This is a genomic window from Serratia sp. PL17 (assembly GCF_017832355.1).
Taxonomy (GTDB): Bacteria; Pseudomonadota; Gammaproteobacteria; order Enterobacterales; family Enterobacteriaceae; genus Serratia.
On sequence record NZ_JAFIBY010000011.1, the window covers coordinates 52,820 to 72,618 of the forward strand.

19 protein-coding genes are annotated in these 19,799 nt (G+C 53.5%); 11 read left to right on the forward strand and 8 right to left on the reverse strand.

Annotated features, from left to right (window positions below; genetic code table 11):
- Positions 1–18: 18 nt before the first annotated feature.
- The 4 genes from gpsA to JOE25_RS24630 are packed head-to-tail and all read right to left on the reverse strand — an operon-like array spanning position 19 to position 2,279.
- Entirely contained in the window at positions 19–1,038 is a 1,020-nt protein-coding gene (gpsA, locus tag JOE25_RS24615; protein WP_209640068.1) for an NAD(P)H-dependent glycerol-3-phosphate dehydrogenase, read from the reverse strand.
- Positions 1,038–1,508 (reverse strand): protein-export chaperone SecB, encoded by a 471-nt coding sequence (secB, locus tag JOE25_RS24620; RefSeq protein WP_004953255.1) that lies wholly within the window; start codon positions 1,506–1,508, stop codon positions 1,038–1,040. The genes gpsA and secB overlap by 1 nt, the downstream gene beginning before the upstream one ends.
- Positions 1,509–1,567: 59 nt before the next feature.
- Positions 1,568–1,816, reverse strand: coding sequence for a glutaredoxin 3 (gene grxC, locus JOE25_RS24625; protein WP_037421687.1), 249 nt, complete (start codon positions 1,814–1,816; stop codon positions 1,568–1,570).
- Between the two features lie 28 nt (positions 1,817–1,844).
- Positions 1,845–2,279, reverse strand: coding sequence for a rhodanese-like domain-containing protein (locus JOE25_RS24630; protein ID WP_209640071.1), 435 nt, complete (start codon positions 2,277–2,279; stop codon positions 1,845–1,847).
- A gap of 300 nt (positions 2,280–2,579) precedes the next feature.
- Between JOE25_RS24630 and gpmM the strand changes: the two genes are divergently transcribed.
- The 3 genes from gpmM to JOE25_RS24645 are packed head-to-tail and all read left to right on the forward strand — an operon-like array spanning position 2,580 to position 6,439.
- Positions 2,580–4,124, forward strand: coding sequence for a 2,3-bisphosphoglycerate-independent phosphoglycerate mutase (gene gpmM / locus JOE25_RS24635; protein ID WP_209640074.1), 1,545 nt, complete (start codon positions 2,580–2,582; stop codon positions 4,122–4,124).
- 9 nt (positions 4,125–4,133) lie between these two features.
- Complete coding sequence (gene envC, locus JOE25_RS24640) at positions 4,134–5,468, forward strand: murein hydrolase activator EnvC (protein ID WP_209640077.1); 1,335 nt, start codon at positions 4,134–4,136, stop codon at positions 5,466–5,468.
- A gap of 2 nt (positions 5,469–5,470) precedes the next feature.
- Positions 5,471–6,439, forward strand: coding sequence for a divergent polysaccharide deacetylase family protein (locus tag JOE25_RS24645; RefSeq protein WP_209640080.1), 969 nt, complete (start codon positions 5,471–5,473; stop codon positions 6,437–6,439).
- A gap of 31 nt (positions 6,440–6,470) precedes the next feature.
- On the opposite strand, the gene tdh is transcribed toward JOE25_RS24645, so the two are convergent.
- Complete coding sequence (gene tdh / locus JOE25_RS24650) at positions 6,471–7,496, reverse strand: L-threonine 3-dehydrogenase (RefSeq protein ID WP_037421692.1); 1,026 nt, start codon at positions 7,494–7,496, stop codon at positions 6,471–6,473.
- 9 nt (positions 7,497–7,505) lie between these two features.
- Positions 7,506–8,702 (reverse strand): glycine C-acetyltransferase, encoded by a 1,197-nt coding sequence (gene kbl, locus JOE25_RS24655; protein ID WP_209640082.1) that lies wholly within the window; start codon positions 8,700–8,702, stop codon positions 7,506–7,508.
- 240 nt (positions 8,703–8,942) lie between these two features.
- Here kbl and rfaD point away from each other — a divergent pair, with 240 nt between their 5' ends.
- The 6 genes from rfaD to JOE25_RS24685 are packed head-to-tail and all read left to right on the forward strand — an operon-like array spanning position 8,943 to position 15,321.
- The gene (gene rfaD, locus JOE25_RS24660; RefSeq protein WP_209640085.1) at positions 8,943–9,872 is read left to right on the forward strand and encodes an ADP-glyceromanno-heptose 6-epimerase; all 930 of its coding nucleotides are present in this window, start codon (positions 8,943–8,945) and stop codon (positions 9,870–9,872) included.
- 22 nt (positions 9,873–9,894) lie between these two features.
- A complete protein-coding gene (gene rfaF, locus JOE25_RS24665; RefSeq protein WP_209640088.1) occupies positions 9,895–10,941 on the forward strand; it encodes an ADP-heptose--LPS heptosyltransferase RfaF in 1,047 nt (348 codons plus the stop codon).
- A gap of 2 nt (positions 10,942–10,943) precedes the next feature.
- Positions 10,944–11,909 (forward strand): lipopolysaccharide heptosyltransferase RfaC, encoded by a 966-nt coding sequence (rfaC, locus tag JOE25_RS24670; protein ID WP_209640090.1) that lies wholly within the window; start codon positions 10,944–10,946, stop codon positions 11,907–11,909.
- On the forward strand, positions 11,906–13,075 hold the full coding sequence (locus JOE25_RS24675) for a glycosyltransferase (protein WP_209640093.1): 1,170 nt from the start codon (positions 11,906–11,908) through the stop codon (positions 13,073–13,075). Before rfaC ends, JOE25_RS24675 begins: the two co-directional genes overlap by 4 nt.
- Positions 13,076–13,097: 22 nt before the next feature.
- The gene (locus JOE25_RS24680; RefSeq protein ID WP_209640096.1) at positions 13,098–14,333 is read left to right on the forward strand and encodes an O-antigen ligase family protein; all 1,236 of its coding nucleotides are present in this window, start codon (positions 13,098–13,100) and stop codon (positions 14,331–14,333) included.
- A 4-nt stretch (positions 14,334–14,337) separates the two neighbouring features.
- Positions 14,338–15,321: a glycosyltransferase gene (locus JOE25_RS24685; protein ID WP_209640099.1), complete on the forward strand. Its 984-nt coding sequence runs from the start codon at positions 14,338–14,340 to the stop codon at positions 15,319–15,321.
- 2 nt (positions 15,322–15,323) lie between these two features.
- Here JOE25_RS24685 and JOE25_RS24690 read toward each other — a convergent pair whose 3' ends face one another.
- Positions 15,324–16,421 carry a glycosyltransferase family 9 protein gene (locus JOE25_RS24690; RefSeq protein ID WP_209640102.1) on the reverse strand — a complete coding sequence of 366 codons (1,098 nt, stop codon included), beginning with the start codon at positions 16,419–16,421 and terminating at the stop codon, positions 15,324–15,326.
- 1 nt (position 16,422) lies between these two features.
- Positions 16,423–17,379 carry a polysaccharide deacetylase family protein gene (locus JOE25_RS24695; protein WP_209640105.1) on the reverse strand — a complete coding sequence of 319 codons (957 nt, stop codon included), beginning with the start codon at positions 17,377–17,379 and terminating at the stop codon, positions 16,423–16,425.
- A gap of 211 nt (positions 17,380–17,590) precedes the next feature.
- Between JOE25_RS24695 and rfaQ the strand changes: the two genes are divergently transcribed.
- Both rfaQ and JOE25_RS24705 read left to right on the forward strand, forming a co-directional pair.
- Positions 17,591–18,673: a putative lipopolysaccharide heptosyltransferase III gene (gene rfaQ / locus JOE25_RS24700; protein ID WP_209640108.1), complete on the forward strand. Its 1,083-nt coding sequence runs from the start codon at positions 17,591–17,593 to the stop codon at positions 18,671–18,673.
- Positions 18,670–19,797: a glycosyltransferase family 4 protein gene (locus tag JOE25_RS24705; RefSeq protein ID WP_209640111.1), complete on the forward strand. Its 1,128-nt coding sequence runs from the start codon at positions 18,670–18,672 to the stop codon at positions 19,795–19,797. The genes rfaQ and JOE25_RS24705 overlap by 4 nt, the downstream gene beginning before the upstream one ends.
- Positions 19,798–19,799 lie beyond the last annotated feature (2 nt).

Genomic DNA, 19,799 nt, shown 5'->3' on the forward strand with positions numbered 1-19,799 from the left:
AAGCCACAGGGTTATAAATTACCCGCTGTGCTTTTCATCTTTTCTGGTGCGCCCTAACAGGCTCAGAGCGGCTTCCCGGGCATTTTTATGGCAATACAACACCTGGTAAATCTGTTCGGTAATCGGCATTTCCACGCCGTAGCGTTGTGCCAACGCCAATACCTCTTTGGTATTGCGATAGCCTTCGACAACCTGGCCGATGCTGTCCTGCGCTTCTTGCACGCCTTTCCCCTGCCCCAGCATAATACCGAAGCGACGGTTGCGCGATTGATTATCGGTGCAGGTTAACACCAAATCGCCCAGACCAGCCATGCCCATAAAGGTCGAAGGATCAGCCCCCAGAGCCGAGCCGAGGCGGCTCATTTCCGTCAGGCCGCGAGTAATCAATGCAGTACGTGCGTTAGCACCAAAACCGATGCCGTCTGACATGCCGGCGCCGATGGCAATCACGTTCTTCACGGCCCCGCCCAGCTGTACACCGATAAAATCGGGATTGCTGTAAACGCGGAAGCTTTTGCCACAGTGCAGCAACAGTTGCAGATCTTCGGCAAACTGCGCATCTGTGGAGGCCAATGCAATCGCGGTCGGCAAACCCGCAGCCAGTTCTTTGGCGAACGTCGGCCCTGAGACCACCGCCAGCGGGATAGCATCACCTAGCGCTTCACGTGCTACGTCCTGCAACAACCGGCCCGTTTCCGCTTCCAGCCCCTTGGTCGCCCACACGATGCGGGCATCCGGGCGCAGATGGGGTTTTAACTGACGCAGCACATCGCCGAACACATGACTGGGTACCACCACCAGCACATCGCGGCTGGCAGCCAGCGCTTGCGCCAGATCGGCTTCGAGCAATAACGTGTCGGGGAAAGCGACGTCGGGAAGAAATGCCTGGTTGCAGCGATCGCGCTGCATTTTTTGAATCTGCTCGGGGTTATGGCCCCACAGCACCACAGAGTGGCCATTACGCGCCAGCGTAATGGCTAATGCGGTGCCGTACGAGCCGGCACCGATAACGGTCATTGAAGCATTGACGGTGTTCATCAGGCATCCTGATGTGGTGCGGCACCTTCGCCTTCCGCCTGCTGTTGCAGATAGTTCATGAACAGCGCGTCAAAGTTAACCGGTGCCAGGTTCAACTGCGGGAATGTACCGCGAGAAACCAGGCTGGTGATGCACTCACGTGCATACGGGAACAGAATGTTCGGGCAGTATGCACCCAGGCAATGCGCCAGCTGCGTACCATCGATACCCGCTACGGAGAAGATGCCCGCCTGCTGCACTTCACACAGGAACGCAGTTTCTTCACCCAGAGATGCAGTCACGGTTACGCGCAGTACAACTTCATACACTTCGTCAGCCAACTGGCTGGAAGCTGTATCTAGATCCAGTTTAACTTCCGGCTGCCATTCTTGCTGGAAAACCTGCGGAGCGTTTGGCGCTTCGAAGGAGATATCCTTGGTGTAAATGCGCTGAATCTGGAAAGCCATCTCTGTGCTGTTTTGTTCTGACATGTGTGTAATACCCTTGGTTAAACGTCCTTATTGACACTCAGTAACCGGCAGCCGCCCGCTTAAAGCAGCGGATCCAGACCACCACGAGTATCGAGTTCATATAAATCATCGCAGCCGCCGATATGTTGGCCATCGATGAAAATCTGAGGCACGGTGGTGCGCCCACTGCGCGCAATCATCGCTTCGCGTTTTTCATTATCGCCATCAATGGCGATTTCGTTAAACGCAGCGCCCTTACTGTTCAGCAACGCTTTGGCGCGATGGCAGAACGGGCAGGTCGCTTTGGTGTAGATATCAATGTTAGCCATGAATTACCACCTCAAATACGTTAAACAATTACTTACCGCGCACCAGTGGCAGGTTTTCCCCGCTCCAGCCGGCAATGCCGTCTTTCAGCGTAGTGACGTTTTCGAAACCGGCTTTGCTCAGATTTTCTGCAGGTTCGCGGGAGGTAGTGCCATTGGCACAAACCACGATGATTGGCTGAGCCTTGTGTTTTTCCAGCTCGCCCAAGCTGCCGCTTTTGATTTCGCTGGCGGTCAGGTTGATGGCGTTGGCCAGGTGGCCTCTGCGGAAATCATCACGGCTGCGGGTATCTACCACAACGGCATCTTCTTTATTAATCAGGCGAGTGGCTTCACCACGGGTGATCTCTTTCACCTTTGAGAAACGGCTCTTGAACGTCATGACGATCACCGCAACCAGCAGGGCAATCCAGGCCAGGCTCAGTATGGGATGCTTGCTAACGAATTGCATAATTTCTTGCAGCATGGGGTATAACAACTCCCGTCAGTTAAGGGAAAAAATAACTCAAGGTTCCAGAGTATACCTGCCGAGTGCAGCAAATACAGCCAATAAGCAAGCGCTATTGCAGAAACTGCGGGCCACGCTGAGAAATTCTCGGTGTCAGAGCATAAAAGGCCGCCTTGTTCACTGCAACTTTGATCTCTCTGGGCTCTTTTTAAGCGGCCACGTTGTAAAATCAGGCAGTTTTCGAGGGTGAATAGCCATCAACCCGATCGCGGATTGATGGCTATTCACAACTTAGAAGTTCATAACGAGGTTAATGCAATGTCGAGTAACAAAAAGCCGATGGTACTGGTGATTCTGGACGGTTATGGCCACCGCGAGGAGCAACAGGACAACGCCATTCTGAACGCAAAAACACCGGTGATGGATCGTCTGTGGCAACAGCAGCCGCACACACTGATCGCCGCGTCTGGACTGGATGTCGGCCTGCCTGACGGCCAAATGGGCAACTCTGAAGTTGGTCATGTCAACTTGGGCGCCGGGCGCATTGTTTATCAGGACCTGACGCGACTGGACAAGGAAATAAAAGAAGGTGATTTCTTCACCAACGCAACGCTGACGGCCGCGGTCGATAAAGCCGTTCAAGCAGGCAAGGCGGTGCATATCATGGGGCTGTTGTCACCGGGCGGTGTACACAGCCACGAAGACCATATTATGGCGATGATTGAACTGGCCTCACAGCGCGGTGCCAAAGCCGTTTATCTGCACGCTTTTCTGGATGGCCGTGATACCCCGCCACGCAGTGCAGAAACCTCCCTGCAACGCTTTAGCGACGCCTTTGCCAAATTGGGTACCGGGCGCATTGCGTCGCTGATTGGCCGCTATTACGCCATGGACCGTGATAACCGCTGGGACCGCGTGCAACTGGCCTATGACCTGCTGACTCAGGCCAAGGGCGAATACGTTGCCGACAACGCGGTTGCTGCCCTGCAGGCGGCCTATCAGCGCGGTGAAAACGACGAATTCGTGAAGCCGACTGTACTCCAGGCTGCGGGAGAAGCGGCCGCCGAGCTCAATGACGGCGACGCACTGATTTTCATGAACTTCCGCGCCGATCGTGCACGTCAGATCGTTCGCGCCTTCGTCAATACAGATTTCGACGGTTTCCCGCGCGACAACGTCATCAACTTTGGTGATTTCGTCATGCTGACCGAATACGCCGCCGATATCAAAACCCCCTGCGCCTATCCACCGGCATCGCTGAACAACACCTTCGGCGAATGGTTGATGAAGCATGACAAAACGCAACTGCGTATCTCGGAAACCGAAAAATACGCGCACGTGACTTTCTTCTATAACGGTGGCGTTGAAGAACCTTTCGCTGGGGAAGATCGGGTTCTGGTCAATTCACCGAAGGTCGCTACCTATGATTTGCAACCTGAAATGAGTGCCGCAGAGCTGACCGACAAACTGCTGAGCGCCATTGGCAGCGGCAAATACGACGCCATCATCTGTAATTACCCTAATGGTGACATGGTGGGGCACACCGGCGTCTATGACGCGGCAGTGAAGGCGGTAGAAACGCTGGATAACTGCATCGCTCAGGTTGTCGAGGCGGTTAAGGCCGCCGATGGGCAGCTGCTGATCACCGCCGATCACGGCAACGCCGAACAAATGCGCGATCCGGCAACCGGTCAGGCTCATACCGCCCACACCAGCTTGCCCGTGCCGTTGATTTACATCGGCAAGCCTGCCAGCGCAGTCAATGGGGGCAAGCTTTCCGACATCGCACCAACCATGCTGACTCTGATGGGAATGGAAATCCCGCAAGAGATGACTGGTAAGCCGCTGTTCATCGTGGAATAATCCTTCCCTATGAGGGAAAAGGCGTTTTTTGCACTATCAAGGGTAACCCGAAGCGCAAACACAGGCAGCCAATCGCTGCCTGAACGCACTGCGCCAAGGAAGTTAACCACCATGTGCGCCAGCGTATTTTACGCTGGCGTCTTGTTGTTGCCGCTCGCCAGCCAGGCTGCGGAAGACAACAAATCCCAACTCAAAGACATCCAGCAAAGTATCGCCGAGAAAGAAAAGGCGGTTAAGCAGCAGCAACAACAGCGCAGCTCTTTGCAGGATCAACTGAAGCAGCAAGAAAAAACTATCGCACAGGCAAGCCGCCTGTTACGCGACACGCAAGGCACATTGAACCAGTTGGGGAAAGACATCTCCGGTTTGAACGCTTCAATTGCCAAGCTGCAAAAACAGCAATCCACCCAGCAGAATATCCTCGCAAAACAGCTTGATGCTGCCTTCCGACAAGGCCAGCACAGCGCAGTGCAATTGGTTCTTAGTGGTGAAGAGAGCCAGCGCAGCGAGCGTATTTTGGCCTACTTCGGCTACCTGAACGAAGCACGGCAAAAAACGATTGAAGAACTCAAGCAAACCCGTGCCGAACTGGCGAAGCAGAAAACAACGCTAGTGGCCAAGCAAGGCCAGCAAAAATCGCTGTTAGGCGAGCAACAAACACAGCAGCAAAAGCTGGAGCAGGCACGCGGCGCACGTAAGAAAACGCTAACCGCACTCGAAGCCTCGCTGGAAAAAGATCAGCAACGTCTGGTGGAACTACGCCAGAACGAAACCCGCATGCGAGACCAGATTGCACGTGCCGAACGTGAAGCCCGTGCTCGTGCTGAACGCGAAGCACGTGAAGCGGCAAAGGTACGTGAACAGGTTCGTGTTAAAGAGCAGCAAGCGAAAAAAACCGGCACCAGCTATAAACCAAGCGAAGCCGACCGCTCGCTGATGGCCCGGACCGGCGGCCTGGGCCGACCAAACGGGCAAGCAATATGGCCAGTACGCGGCCGCACTCTGCACGGTTTTGGCGAACAACTGCAAGGTGAGTTACGCTGGAAAGGTATGGTCATTGAGGCCAGAGAAGGCAGCGAAGTAAAAGCGATCGCCGATGGCCGCGTATTGCTGGCCGACTGGCTGCAAGGTTATGGGCTGGTTGTCGTCATCGAACACGGTAAGGGTGACATGAGCCTGTATGGCTATAACCAAAGTGCACTGGTCAACGTCGGTGCGCAGGTGCGAGCAGGTCAACCGATAGCCTTAGTCGGCACCAGCGGGGGTCAGGGCACACCATCGCTTTATTTCGAAATTCGTCGCCAAGGTCAGGCCGTTAACCCACTACCGTGGTTGGGAAGATAGATTTGCGCTATATCAAAACCCGTACTGTCGTACTGATTGGCTGTCTGTTGCAAGTCTGCACTGCACAGGCAGGGAAACTGTCCATCGTCATCGATGACGTGGGTTATCGTCCGCATGAAGAAGGCGCTGTACTGCAAATGCCAACGGCGATATCAGTCGCCGTATTGCCTAATGCCCCCCATGCCCGTTTGATGGCCACCCGCGCCCACAGTCAGGGCCGCGAAGTGCTGATTCATATGCCAATGGCACCGCTCAGCAAGCAACCGTTGGAACGTGATACATTGCAGCCTTCCATGAGTAGCGAAGAGATCCAGCGCATTATCCGCAATGCGGTTAATAATGTGCCCTATGCGGTGGGTATGAATAACCATATGGGCAGCGCCATGACGTCTAGCCTGCCAGGCATGCAAAAAGTCATGCAGGCACTCGACAGTTATCAGCTTTATTTCCTCGACAGCATGACCATCGGTAACAGCCAAGCTACCCGAGCGGCGGCCGGAACGCACGTGAAGGTCATCAAGCGTAAGGTGTTCCTGGACGATACTGCCAACGAAGCCGATATCCGACGTCAATTCAACCGTGCGGTAGACTTGGCACGCCGTACGGGATCGGCTATCGCGATTGGTCACCCGCGCCCAGCCACCGTGAAGGTGCTGCAGCAAATGCTACCAACGCTACCAGCGGATATCGTGCTGGTAAAACCCAGCGCATTGCTCAACGAACCACAGGGCAACAGTAGCGGCGGCAATAATTATGTTCCACCGCCGGTCAAACAGCCGAAACCACAGCCGAAGAACCCGTTCACCGGTGGCATCAAGCAGTGTAAGGTCAAGTTGCCGAAAGAAAAAGTCAACGCGAGCACGGTGATTAACGTGATCGGTGAAAGCGTGGCGCAATCGCCAGCGGGGACATTCATCAAACGCCAGTGGCAACGCTGGACGGACACTGCACCAGCGAAACCAAAAGCATAAAAAAAGGCCGGGATTCCGGCCTTTTTTACAATCAATCCCAGCTCAACACCACTTTCCCGGATTGACCGGAACGCATGGCGTCAAAGCCCTCTTGGAACTGGTCGATAGAGAAACGATGGGTAATAATCGGCGTCAGATCCAAACCAGACTGGATCAGCGCAGCCATCTTGTACCAGGTTTCAAACATCTCACGGCCGTAAATCCCTTTGATAAACAGCCCTTTGAAGATCACCTGATTCCAGTCGATCGACATGTCAGACGGCGGAATCCCCAGCATGGCAATGCGGCCACCGTGGTTCATCGCGTTGAGCAGTGAACGGAATGCCGGTGGTGCGCCGGACATTTCCAACCCCACGTCGAACCCTTCAGTCATGCCCAATTCAGCCATCACGTCGTTCAGATTTTCTTTGCTGACGTTTACCGCACGGGTCACACCCATTTTGCGCGCCAAATCCAGACGGTATTCGTTAACATCGGTGATCACCACATGGCGAGCACCAACGTGTTTACACACGGCTGCGGCCATGATGCCGATCGGCCCAGCACCGGAAACCAGCACATCTTCGCCAACCAGATCAAATGACAGTGCGGTGTGCACCGCATTGCCGAAGGGGTCAAAAATAGACGCCAGCTCATCGGAGATATTGTCTGGGATCTTGAACGCGTTAAACGCCGGGATCACCAGATATTCAGCAAACGAACCAGGGCGGTTCACACCGACACCCGTCGTGTTGCGGCACAGATGCGTACGGCCGCCACGGCAGTTACGGCAATGGCCGCAGGTGATATGGCCTTCACCGGAAACACGGTCACCGACGTTGAACCCTTTGACTTCCTGACCGATGGCAACCACCTCACCCACGTATTCGTGGCCGACCACCATAGGTACCGGGATGGTTTTCTGCGACCATTCATCCCAGTTATAAATATGAACATCGGTACCGCAGATCGCAGTTTTACGGATTTTAATCATGATGTCGTTATGGCCCAGCTCCGGCTGAGGCACATCGGTCATCCAAATCCCTTCTTCCGCTTTCAATTTTGACAATGCTTTCATGGTTTTACCTTATGCAATAACGCCAAGATCTTTACCGATACGAATGAACGCCGCAATCGCACGTTCAATTTGCTCCGGGGTGTGATCGGCGGACATCTGGGTACGGATGCGCGCCTGGCCTTTCGGCACCACCGGATAGAAGAAACCCGTCACATAAATGCCTTCCTTGAGCAGCGCATTGGCGAAATCCTGCGCCAGTTTTGCTTCACCCAACATCACGGGGATGATGGCGTGATCGGCCCCGGCCAGCTCAAAGCCTGCCGCGGTCATTTTTTCACGGAACAGGCTCGCATTGGCCCACAGACGATCACGCAATGCGTCGCCCTGCTCCAGCAGTTCCAGCACTTTAATCGAAGCGGCAACGATCGCCGGCGCCAGCGAGTTGGAGAACAGATAAGGACGCGAACGCTGACGCAGCCATTCCACCACCTCTTTCTTCGCCGCGGTATAACCGCCAGAAGCCCCGCCCAGCGCCTTGCCCAACGTGCCCGTAATGATGTCAACACGCCCCATCACGTCGCAATATTCGTGAGTACCACGCCCATGAGCACCAACAAAACCCACCGCGTGGGAATCATCAACCATCACCAACGCCTGGTATTGATCCGCCAGATCGCAAACCCCTTTCAGGTTGGCAATCACGCCGTCCATTGAGAACACACCGTCGGTGGCGATCATGATGTGGCGTGCACCGTCAGCCTTGGCTTGCTTCAGCTGTGCGGCCAATTCGGTCATATCGTTATTAGCGTAACGATAACGTTTTGCCTTACACAGCCGGACACCGTCAATGATCGACGCATGGTTCAGCGCATCAGAGATAATGGCATCCTCCGGGCCCAGCAGGGTTTCGAACAACCCACCGTTAGCATCGAAGCAGGAGGAGTACAAGATAGCGTCTTCCATCCCGAGGAAATCAGCCAGCTTTTGCTCCAACTGTTTATGACTGTCCTGAGTCCCGCAAATAAAGCGCACCGATGCCATACCGAAACCGTGGCTGTCCATGCCGGCCTTGGCCGCGGCAATCATCGCCGGGTGGTTAGCCAAACCCAGATAGTTGTTAGCGCAAAAGTTAATCACATGACGGCCATCAGCAACGGCAATATCCGCCTGCTGAGCAGTGGTGATAATGCGCTCTTCTTTGAACAGCCCTTCGCTACGGGTGGTTGCAAGTTGTTGTTCCAACTGCTGATAAAAAGACGCGGACATTCGGTTATCTCCAGGATTGGTCTGTTTTCAACATATTTTACTGATTTGTAACCAAACTGACGAGAAACTGCGGGAGAGAATATGAAAATTGCAGCAGATATCACGGCAAAGTGCTGCCGGACTCGACATCGCGGGATATTCGGAGCCCGTCCGATGTTTGCGGCGACATGAAATGCTATTATAAGCGGCATTGAGCGTGGGGCACCGTGTCCCACCGGGCAGAATAACAGGGGTAACCCAATGATTATCGTTACTGGTGGCGCCGGCATGATCGGCAGCAACATCATTAAAGCGCTGAATGACACAGGGTATCGCGATATCCTGGTGGTCGATAACCTGAAAGACGGCACCAAATTCGCCAATCTGGTGGATCTCGACATCGCCGACTATATCGACAAAGAAGATTTCATCGCCAATATCGTGGCCGGTGACGATCTGGGCGAAATCGATGCAATCTTCCACGAAGGTGCCTGTTCGTCCACCACCGAGTGGGACGGCAAGTACATGATGGACAACAACTATCAGTACTCCAAAGATGTGCTGCATTACTGCCTGGATCGTGAGATTCCGTTCCTGTACGCCTCGTCTGCAGCCACCTACGGCGGCCGTGAAGAGTTTATCGAAGAGCGTCAATTCGAAGAGCCGCTGAACGTCTATGGCTATTCCAAATTCCTGTTCGACCAGTATGTACGCGAAATCCTACCGCAAGCCGACTCACAAATTTGCGGCTTCCGGTACTTTAACGTTTACGGCCCACGTGAAGGCCACAAAGGCGGTATGGCCAGCGTCGCATTCCACCTGAACAACCAGATCAACCGCGGTGAGAATCCAAAACTGTTCGACGGCAGCCAAGACTTCAAGCGTGACTTTATCTACGTTGGCGACGTGGCAGCCGTGAACCTGTGGTTCTGGAAAAGCGGCGTCTCCGGCATCTTCAACTGCGGCACTGGCCGGGCGGAAACCTTCCAGGCCGTGGCCGACGCAGTCGTCGACTTCCATCAGAAAGGTACGGTAGAAAATATCCCGTTCCCAGAAAAGCTAAAGGGCCGCTATCAGGCGTTTACCCAGGCCGATCTGACCAAGCTGCGCGCTGCCGGCTATGACGCACCGTTCAAAACGGTCGCCGAAGGCGTGAAAGAGTACATGGCTTGGTTAAACCGCACCGCTTAAGCTGAAGGGAATCACCCCGGGTATGAAAATACTGGTTATCGGCCCTTCATGGGTTGGCGATATGATGATGTCGCAAAGTCTCTACCGCACCCTGAAGGCCGAGCACCCGACGGCAGAAATTGATGTGATGGCACCGGCCTGGTGCCGTCCATTACTGGCGCGTATGCCGGAAGTCAATCAAGCGCTGTCGATGCCGTTAGGCCACGGCGCATTGGCACTCGGTGAGCGTCGTCGTTTGGGGCATGCCCTGCGCGCTAACGGATACGATCGCGCTTACGTGTTACCAAACTCATTCAAATCCGCACTCGTGCCATTCTTTGCCAACGTGCCGCAGCGCACCGGCTGGCGCGGGGAAATGCGCTATGGCCTGCTGAATGATGTTCGCGTGCTGGACAAGGCCGCCTTCCCGCTGATGGTGCAACGTTATGTGGCGCTGGCCTACAACAAACAGCGCATTCAACGCGCAGAAGATCTGCCGCAGCCGCTATTGTGGCCGCAACTGCAGGTCAGCGACGAAGAAATTGCGGAAACCACCGCCGCCTTCAATCTGACCGATCACCGACCGATTATCGGTTTTTGCCCAGGTGCCGAATTTGGCCCGGCCAAACGCTGGCCACATTATCACTATGCCACTCTGTCGCAGAAGCTGATCGACCAAGGCTATCAAATCGCCCTGTTTGGCTCTGCCAAAGATAATGAGGCGGGCGAGCAAATTCGCACGGCGTTGGATGACGACGCACGCGGTTTTTGCATGAACCTGGCTGGGGAAACCCAGCTTGAACAAGCGGTGATCCTGCTCGCTTCCTGTTCGGCTGTGGTCAGCAATGATTCCGGCCTGATGCACGTTGCAGCCGCATTGAACAAACCGCTGATAGCCTTGTATGGCCCAAGTAGCCCGGACTTCACCCCACCGCTGTCCGACAAGGCCACAGTGATCCGCTTAATCAGTGGTTACCATAAGATACGCAAAGGCGATGCCGATCAGGGTTACCATCAAAGCCTGATCGATATACAGCCACAGCAGGTGTTGGACGCGCTGACGCCGTTACTTGCCGCCAGCGAGGAATAAGCATGCAGGTGTTGATTGTAAAAACGTCCTCCATGGGGGATGTACTCCATACGCTACCGGCGTTAACGGATGCCATGCAGGCCATTCCCGGCATCCGTTTTGACTGGGTGGTAGAGGAGGGGTTTAGCCAAATTCCCACTTGGCACCCGGCGGTGGACCGTGTGATCCCGGTGGCAATCCGCCGTTGGCGCAAAAATTGGTTTGGCAGTGAAACCCGCCAGCAACGTTGTGACTTCAAACGTGTGGTGCAAGAGCGCGACTACGATGCGGTGATAGACGCCCAGGGGCTAATCAAAAGCGCGGCGCTGATCACCCGTATCGCCAAAGGCAGCAAGCATGGCCAGGACAGCAAAAGCGCCCGCGAACCCTTTGCCAGTTGGTTCTACAACTTTCGCCATGACATCGACAAGCGGCAACATGCCGTCGAACGTACGCGTGAGTTGTTCGCCAAAAGTCTGGGCTACGAAAAACCCGACAGCGTCGGCGATTACGCCATTGCCGCCCGCTTTCTCAATCATCTACCGGCCGACGCCGGGCAATATCTGGTGTTTCTGCACGCCACCACCCGCGATGATAAACACTGGCCGGAATCTCATTGGCGCGATCTGATTAAACTGATGGCGCCAAGCGGGCTGAAGATCAAATTGCCGTGGGGTGCGGAACACGAACGCCTGCGTGCACTGCGTTTGGCGGAAGGCTTCCCGCATGTGGAAGTTTTGCCAAAGCTTAGCCTGCAGCAGGTTGCCGAAGTGCTGGCCGGCGCAAAAGGCGTGGTTTCGGTCGATACCGGCCTCAGCCACCTGACCGCCGCGCTAGACAGGCCGAACATCACGCTGTTTGGGCCCACAGATCCAGGCTTGATCGGTGGTTACGGGCAGAATCAACATTCCCTGATATCTCCGGAAAAAAACATGGCGACTATCACCGCCGATTCCGTCTGGGACGAGCTGCAAAAGGTTATTGGATGAAAAAGCTGCACATTATCAACTTAGGGAAAATGGGCGGTGTTGAACGCCTGTTCCTGCAGTATATCAACGACACAACCGACGGCAGTAACGAGGTGATTTGTATCAGCAGTGAGATCGGCGAAGAGATCCGCCGTCAAATGCCTGACCAGAAAGTCACATTTGCCAACCGGCTGATTAATTCACTGCCGCTGCGTTGCCCACAATTCTTGCGCAAATACCTGCTCAAAAGAAAAATCGAGAAGGCCAACGCCGACGTGGTCATCGTTTGGGATTTGGTGCCCGGTCTGGCCGCTAAGCCTAAACGCGGCAAAATGATTTATTACGACCATGGCTGTTCATGGCGCTATCCGAAAAACCACAAGACATTACGTTTTCTGGCCATGCTGGACGGTTGTATCTCGGCGTCCTACGCCTCTAAACGGGTGATGGCGCTGCGGTTCAATCTGCCCTGCCCGAATCACGTGGTGATCAATCGACTGAAAACGCCCTCAGGGATCAGCGATAGCCTGAAACCGCTCAGCAAACCGATCAGAATAGGTACTGCGTCACGGTTGGTCAGCCTGAAAGGCATCAGCGTATCATTATTGATGATGCAGGAGCTGCTGCGCCGCGGGCACGATGTCACCCTGGAAATTGCAGGCAAGGGGCCAGACAGAGCTGAATTTGAAGCCTTGGCGGAAAAACTCAAACTGGGCGACCGAGTCACCTTCAGCGGTTTCCAGGATAACGTAGCGGATTTCTTCAACCGCACGCATATCTATATGAGTACGCCAATCACCGAGCCCTTCGGCTTATCCTGTATGGAATCGCTGTATTTTGGCGTACCGGTAATTTTCCCGCAGGTCGATGGCCAGCCTGAAGTGATTAAAGACGGGCTCTGCGGCATTGGCTTGACCCCCTCGGTAACGATTGAAGAACACCAACGGCTAACGGGCATCAAGGTGGATTTCCCTCACGATGTTTATGACCCGGTTAGTGATACGTTGGTAATGCCTAAGTTGTTGTCGCACCTTGAGTGCGCAGATGCGGTGGAAAAACTGATGAATCCCGCAGACTATCAAAACATGAGCCGACACGCACAGCGCTATCCCATCGAACATTTCAGCTATGCTTTGTTCAAAACCGAGTTTGATGACGCGCTAAAATCATTTGTTGCCCAACCGTAATGTGAGCCGGAAACCAAGCCCCATGCTACTCAAAGAAACCACACCGCACCCTGCCTTCAGTTATCTGATCTATTTGGGATGTGCTATCGCGTTTTGCACTATCCCCTTCGGCTCCGACACCGGGCGCAATATCTTTTATATTTCCAGTTATATCTCGTTCATCGCCGTATGTTTAAACCTAAAGTATTACGTTAAAAACAAAAGAAACCTTATCGTGCCTGTTCTGTTCTTCTGCGTAGGTATGGGCAGTATTTTCTGGTTGCAGTATTTCAAACAGCCGGGCGAGTACATTAATATTTACCGCTCTTATATGTCGACCGGTAAATTGCAGATTGCCACCGCATTTATTTTGCTGATTGCGGTAAATGAACGTCTTTGCATGCAACGCGCATTCATTGTAATTGCGTTGCTGGCAGGCATTGCGGTCAACGGTTATTCCCTCTATCAGGGCTTGTGGCTGGATATTGGTCGCGTAGAGATTAACTTCGATCGCGCTACCGTTGCCGCCTATTTGATTACCGCCATCAATTTGGTGATGATGCAGTCAATACTGATGCTACGGACAAAATACCGCATCCCGTTGTACATTATCGGCTTCTTATTCACCTTCTCAACGCTGGTGCTCACCGGAACGCGGGCGGCAATGCTGGTGTACCCGGTTGCGGTTGCCCTGTCGATATTGGCGACGAAGAACCTGATCTCCCATAAGCATAAGATACTGTTGGTCGCCTCAGTGCCGCTGTTACTGCTCGTTAGCGGCTTCGTTTTCAAATCACAGATAGAACAACGTATTGCCGATTTTAAAACTAATATGCAACTGGTGAATACTCCCGAAATCGATAACTCAATTATGTCCCGTCTTTCGATGCAAATCATTGGCGTTCGCACAGGTACTATGGCGCCGTTAGGGCAATCTGCAGAACAACGCGGGGAGGAAATCAAAGCTATAGTTGCCAAACAGCCAGAATTGTATGGTGTCATGCCTTACATCAACGTGCATCTGCACAACGAACTGCTAGAGACCTATTCACTCAAAGGGGTCTGGGGCGTGCTGTTTTTACTGGCGCTCTACGTTGGCCTACTTGTTTCTTCACTTAAGCCCTACCGCAACGCATTACTGCTGGGAGTGACATTCAGCCTGTTTGTATATGGGCTCAGCGACGTCATCTTCTTCAGCACCGAAGGCACTGCCATGTTCTGCCTGGCGATTATTGCCAGCGTACTGTCAGTGAAGAAAACGCCACCCGCGCAGGATTAAAACCATGCACTCTTCGCCGCCTCTGCTCAGCGTTATTGTGCCATTTTACAATAACGAAGACTTCGTGGTCGCCAGCCTGAGTTCGCTGTTCAACCAGATTGGCGATGATATTGAAGTGGTCATCATTGATGACGGTTCAACAGATGCATCCGCTGGGCGAGTCAGCGAACTGCTGGCCAAATGGCAGCATCCGCATGTCACCTTTATCTCGCAAAAAAATGGGGGTATCGCCAACGCCCGCAACGTCGGGCTGCATCATGCTCAAGGGCGCTATATTACCTTCCTTGATGGCGATGATTTATTGAGTGACGACTATCTGAGCATCCTGCGTCCACTGCTGATTGCCGATGAAGACGATCTGATCGATTTCAATTACCAGAAGTTTACCGACATTCCGCCAGTGCAACCCGCCGTTACGACCATACAGCGTAGCGTTTATGATTTTGCTAATCACGGCCTTGCCTGCCTCACCCCTTTGTTTGCCAACTCGATGTGGCACCTCTGGAGCCGGGTCTATAGACGAAGTCTGCTTGAGGGTGAGTCATTTGAAAACGGTCGGCGTTATGAAGACGTGATCTTCACGCCTTTCCAGTATTTCAAAACCCAGAAAATTGCTCATCTCGATCACGTGCTTTATTTTTATCGCGACAACAGTCACGGGATTACCCGTAATGTTAAAGCCAAAGACATTGAAGATATGCTGTTTGCTATCGACAAGATGCTGCTCTTTATTGACCAGCATCCGGGGGATGAACCGTTGCGACAGTTGGCGGCGTTAATGCTCGCCAACTGTTTCTCTGAGGTGAAAAGCATGTCGAAGGTATTGTATGGCTACTACTATTACCCAGCTGAGGCGCTGCATATCTTTAAACGCCTGGCCGACGTATGCCGTAATAGCGCGGTGCCACGTAAAAAAATCCGGCAAATGCATTACGCGTGGGTAGATACCTGTTTGTCAAAAATCCGCTGGCGATTAAAAAAGCGCTAAATTCACGCCTTATCCAACGACAGGTGATCCACTATCTCATCGTAAATCCGCTGTGGCTGGATCACGCCCATTGGGCTCTCCGCCTCAAGCGGCATGGTATAGCCAGTGCGAGATACCTGAATAATTCGATGAAGCTCCAAATCCTGAATGGGTCCGGTAGAACGTGAGTCGGCAGTCACAAACAGACTGATGGTTTTTACCTTCAGCGCGACCGCCAGATGCAGTGGCCCGGTATCGCCGGTGATCAGGACGTGGAAGCTGTCGATCAACGTCAACAACGCCTGCAACCCCGTTTTCCCAATCCTATTGTCCACGCAAGGTCGGGTTTCAGGATTGACCTGATTCAGGAACTGCTGTGCCTTCCCGTCATCAAAAGGCCCACCAATCAGCACAATACGCACGTTGGCCTGCTTAGCCACCAGTTCGTCGGCAAGCTGGACGAAATGTGATACAGGCCAGCAACGTGACTCGGTTGAAGCCCCCAGCTGAAACCCAATCGTACAGTGATCGCGGCTTTTTACACCCGGCTGGTAAGGCGCTGGAATTTCCATTGTTGGATCATCACTGCGGCAACCCAGGATAGAAATCAGCTCCAGCTTACGACGAATAAAGTGGCCGTAGTAATGGAAGATGTAATTGGTCAACCAGGGTTCAAGCCCACAAATACCGGAACTGTAATTATCCCTGATAATGTATTTGGCCCCGGATAATACGGCGCTGATAATGTCATACGGCAGATGAGAATGCAGGATAAGCGCCAAATCCGGCTGATGCTCACGTAATGACTTCAACAGCGGGCGCATGGTTTTTATTTTACTGTCCCAATACACCACACGATCATAGTAGCGACCGTTCTCAACCAACTCCTGATTCTTTTTATGCACCACCAGCGTGATGTGCGCGTCGGGATAGCGCTCCCGCATTGCACGTAACGCAGGCGTATTAAACATAAAGTCACCCAGCGCCGTGGTGGAATAGATGACGATGTTGTCAAACTGAAGCCGACTGTCGAAAGTCGTCTTATCCTGGAAACGGCCGGACTTAGCGGTATAACGGCGCAAAAACCAATCCGCGAGCTTAATCTTCCATTTTTTCGACATGTCAGTTCACTTTAAGTTGATAATACTCGGCCAGCGTCATGCCCACCGTACGCTGCTGCAACCAGGCAAACAGCTGCTCCAAATCACGGTACAACACGTCAATATCCTGCTGCGTTTTAAATGTCGGGCTGCCGCCCGGCATAAACTCGGAAGAGTGAAGCATAAATTCAACGTAGTCATTGCCTTGAGCCAGACAACGCTCCACCACCGACTTCATTTTCTCCAGATTACCGCCGCTTGGCCGCAACCAATTCGCCGACGGCGATCGCTGCTTGCCACGTAAGCGATCGTAACCTTGTTTCAGCGCATTCATCAGCGCCGAATGTTTATACTGGATGCTCATCGGTACTTCCAGCAGTGATGAGGAACCCGCCCTGGCGATATTGTCAGGATCGATAAAATAGGCGTGTGATGGGAAATGGCGGTAGTCGGTACCGCCATTGCCTTGTGGGTTACCCGGGGAGTATTGCCAGTTAACACGCGGTGTAACCGAACAATCTACCTGATAGCCATATTCCAACAGCAAAGCAGCATAATATTCATTAAACGCCCAACGGCCGGCACGATGGCTGAGCATCTTGGTCTGAAAGCTATCTTCCAACAGCTTGGTCATATGATCGACTTTTGCACGGATTTGATCGGCCGGATACTCGATCAGATAAGGCTTATGGCGCCAGTCGTCATTGGTCAAGGGCGTTAACGGCGGGCTGTTCCAGGCATGCAGGTGCATACCGACTTCCCCACAGCCACGTGCAATGACATCGCGAGCAAACTCGACATATTCTGCATCCACCGCCATTTCATAATTAGTGAGGTACACTGGCTTAAAGCCATATTTCTCACACAGCGCCTGAAAGCGCGGCAAAAATCGCGTGTTTTCGGTCGAAATGCGATCGTGGTTTTGCCACAGATTATCGCCTTCGGTATCAATGGTGATGAGAAACGCCGGTTTAGTCATAAATATCGAGCCTGATATCAACAGAATGCATTATGTTACGCAGGGCGTTTCGCCAGGGCAAACGACTTTACTGCCTGGTTTGGACAACGTTGAAGGCCTTTTGTCTCCCTCGCGCGTTATTTTTTCACTTCACGGCAAGAAAACTGTGCAACAGTAGCCACATGCGATCGGGTCATTTAGAATCAAACATTGGTTTCCCAGAAAGCGACTCATGATGAACGACGCGCCAGCCTTAGCTCCTGATACCTCGATACAGCGTATTCTGATCGTTAAACTTCGCCACCACGGCGACATGTTGCTGACAACTCCGGTCATCAATACTCTGCGGCAAAACTACCCACAAGCGCAGATTGACGTACTGCTGTATAAAGAAACCCAGGATATGCTGGCCAGCAACCCCGCACTGTCGAATGTCTTCGTTATCGATCGCCAGTGGAAAAAACAGGGGACAAAAGCACATCTGAATCATGAGCTTAATCTGATCCGGCAGCTCAAGGCGCAGCGTTACGATCTGGTGGTCAATCTGGCCGATCAGTGGCGCAGTGCCCTTCTCACCCGGCTGACCGGGGCACGCATCCGGTTGGGGTTCGACTTCCCCAAGCGGCAGGGTTTTTTATGGCGTCATTGCCACACACATTTGGTGCCGGTTACTGATCACGCCCACCTCCATACCGTCGAACAAAACCTGTCGCTGTTACACCCCTTAGGCCTGCCAACCGTCAGCCAACAGGTGACCATGAGTTATCCGCCCGAGGACTGGCAAACCTGCCAGCAACTGTTACAACAACAGGGCATTACCGATGACTTTATCGTGATACAGCCGACCTCACGCTGGTTCTTCAAGTGCTGGAGTGAAGAAAAAATGGCCGCCACGATAAGTGCATTGCAGGCTGACGGCCACCGGTTGGTGATCACTTCCGGACCAGATGCAAAAGAGCAGGCCATGGTGGAGCGTATTCTGGCGCTCTGCCCGGCACAAGGTGTGGTTTCATTGGCTGGCCAACTGACGCTGCGGCAACTGGCAGCTCTGATCGATCACGCCAAACTGTTTATCGGCGTAGATTCAGTGCCTATGCACATGGCCGCCGCACTGCAAACCCCCTGCATCGCGCTGTTTGGCCCTTCCAAGCTGGTGTTTTGGCGCCCATGGCAGGTGATTGGCAGCGTGATCTGGGCCGGAGACTACGGCACCTTGCCCGATCCAGACGCCATCAATACCGACACCGATGAACGGTATCTGGACCTTATTCCTACAGACGTGGTGATTGCAGCCGCGCGGAGCACGTTGGTATGAAAGCATTTCGTTTGGCGATCGTTCGCCAAAAGTACCGCCCAGACGGTGGGGCTGAGCGTTTCGTTTCGCGCGCCCTCGAGGCACTGGAACAACAAGACCTCGACCTGAACGTTATCACCCGCGAATGGCAGGGTGATGCCAATCCTGATTGGCACATCCACCTGTGCAATCCGCTGAAATTAGGCCGTATTAGCCGTGAGCGCGGCTTTGCCGAAGCGGCCAGAGCACTGTGGCAGAAAGAAGAATTCGATCTGGTACAGAGCCATGAGCGTATCCCCGGCTGTGATATTTACCGCGCCGGCGATGGCGTACACCGCCGCTGGTTGTTACAACGCGCCCGTTTGCTGCCGGAATGGCGCCGTAAATGGCTGTTCTCAAATCGTTATCACCGTTATGTGATGTGTGCAGAGCGCGCAATGTACGCCGCCCCAGAATTGAAAGCCGTCATCTGCAACGCCGAAATGATTAAACAGGAAATCATCGATGATTTTGGCGTACCCGCCGATAAAATTACGGTGATCTACAACGCCATTGATAATCAAAAGTTCCTGCCTGCAACGGCTGAGCAGCGCCAGCAGCTTCGCGCGCAGTACCAGATCCCACAACAGGCGCATTGCCTGATCTTTGTCGGCTCCGGTTTTGAACGTAAAGGCTTAGCCGCCGCCATCCGTGCCGTTGCAGCCACCGACAGCTATCTTCTGGTGGTCGGCAAAGACAAGGCCGAAAAACGCTATCAGGCGTTGGCGCAATCACTGGGTTGCAGCGATCGCGTGCGGTTTATGGGTGTACAGAAACAGACGCTGCCGTTTTATCAAGCTGCCGATGCGCTGTTGCTACCCACGCTGTATGATCCTTTCCCCAACGTGATTCTGGAAGCCATGTCCTGCGGCTTACCGGTCATAACCAGTACCACCTGCGGCGGTGCTGAGTTTATCACCCAAGGGCATAATGGCTTTGTCACCGATGCTCTCGACGTCCCCGCGCTGATTAAGGCGATCGCGGCGTTACCGCGTCAGGCTTTAGGCTCCGCCATGGGTGAGGCCGCAAGATTGCGTATCATGTCGGCCACCCCGGCTCACCTGTCGGAACAGCTGATATCCCTTTATAACCGGCTGCTGGATTAACT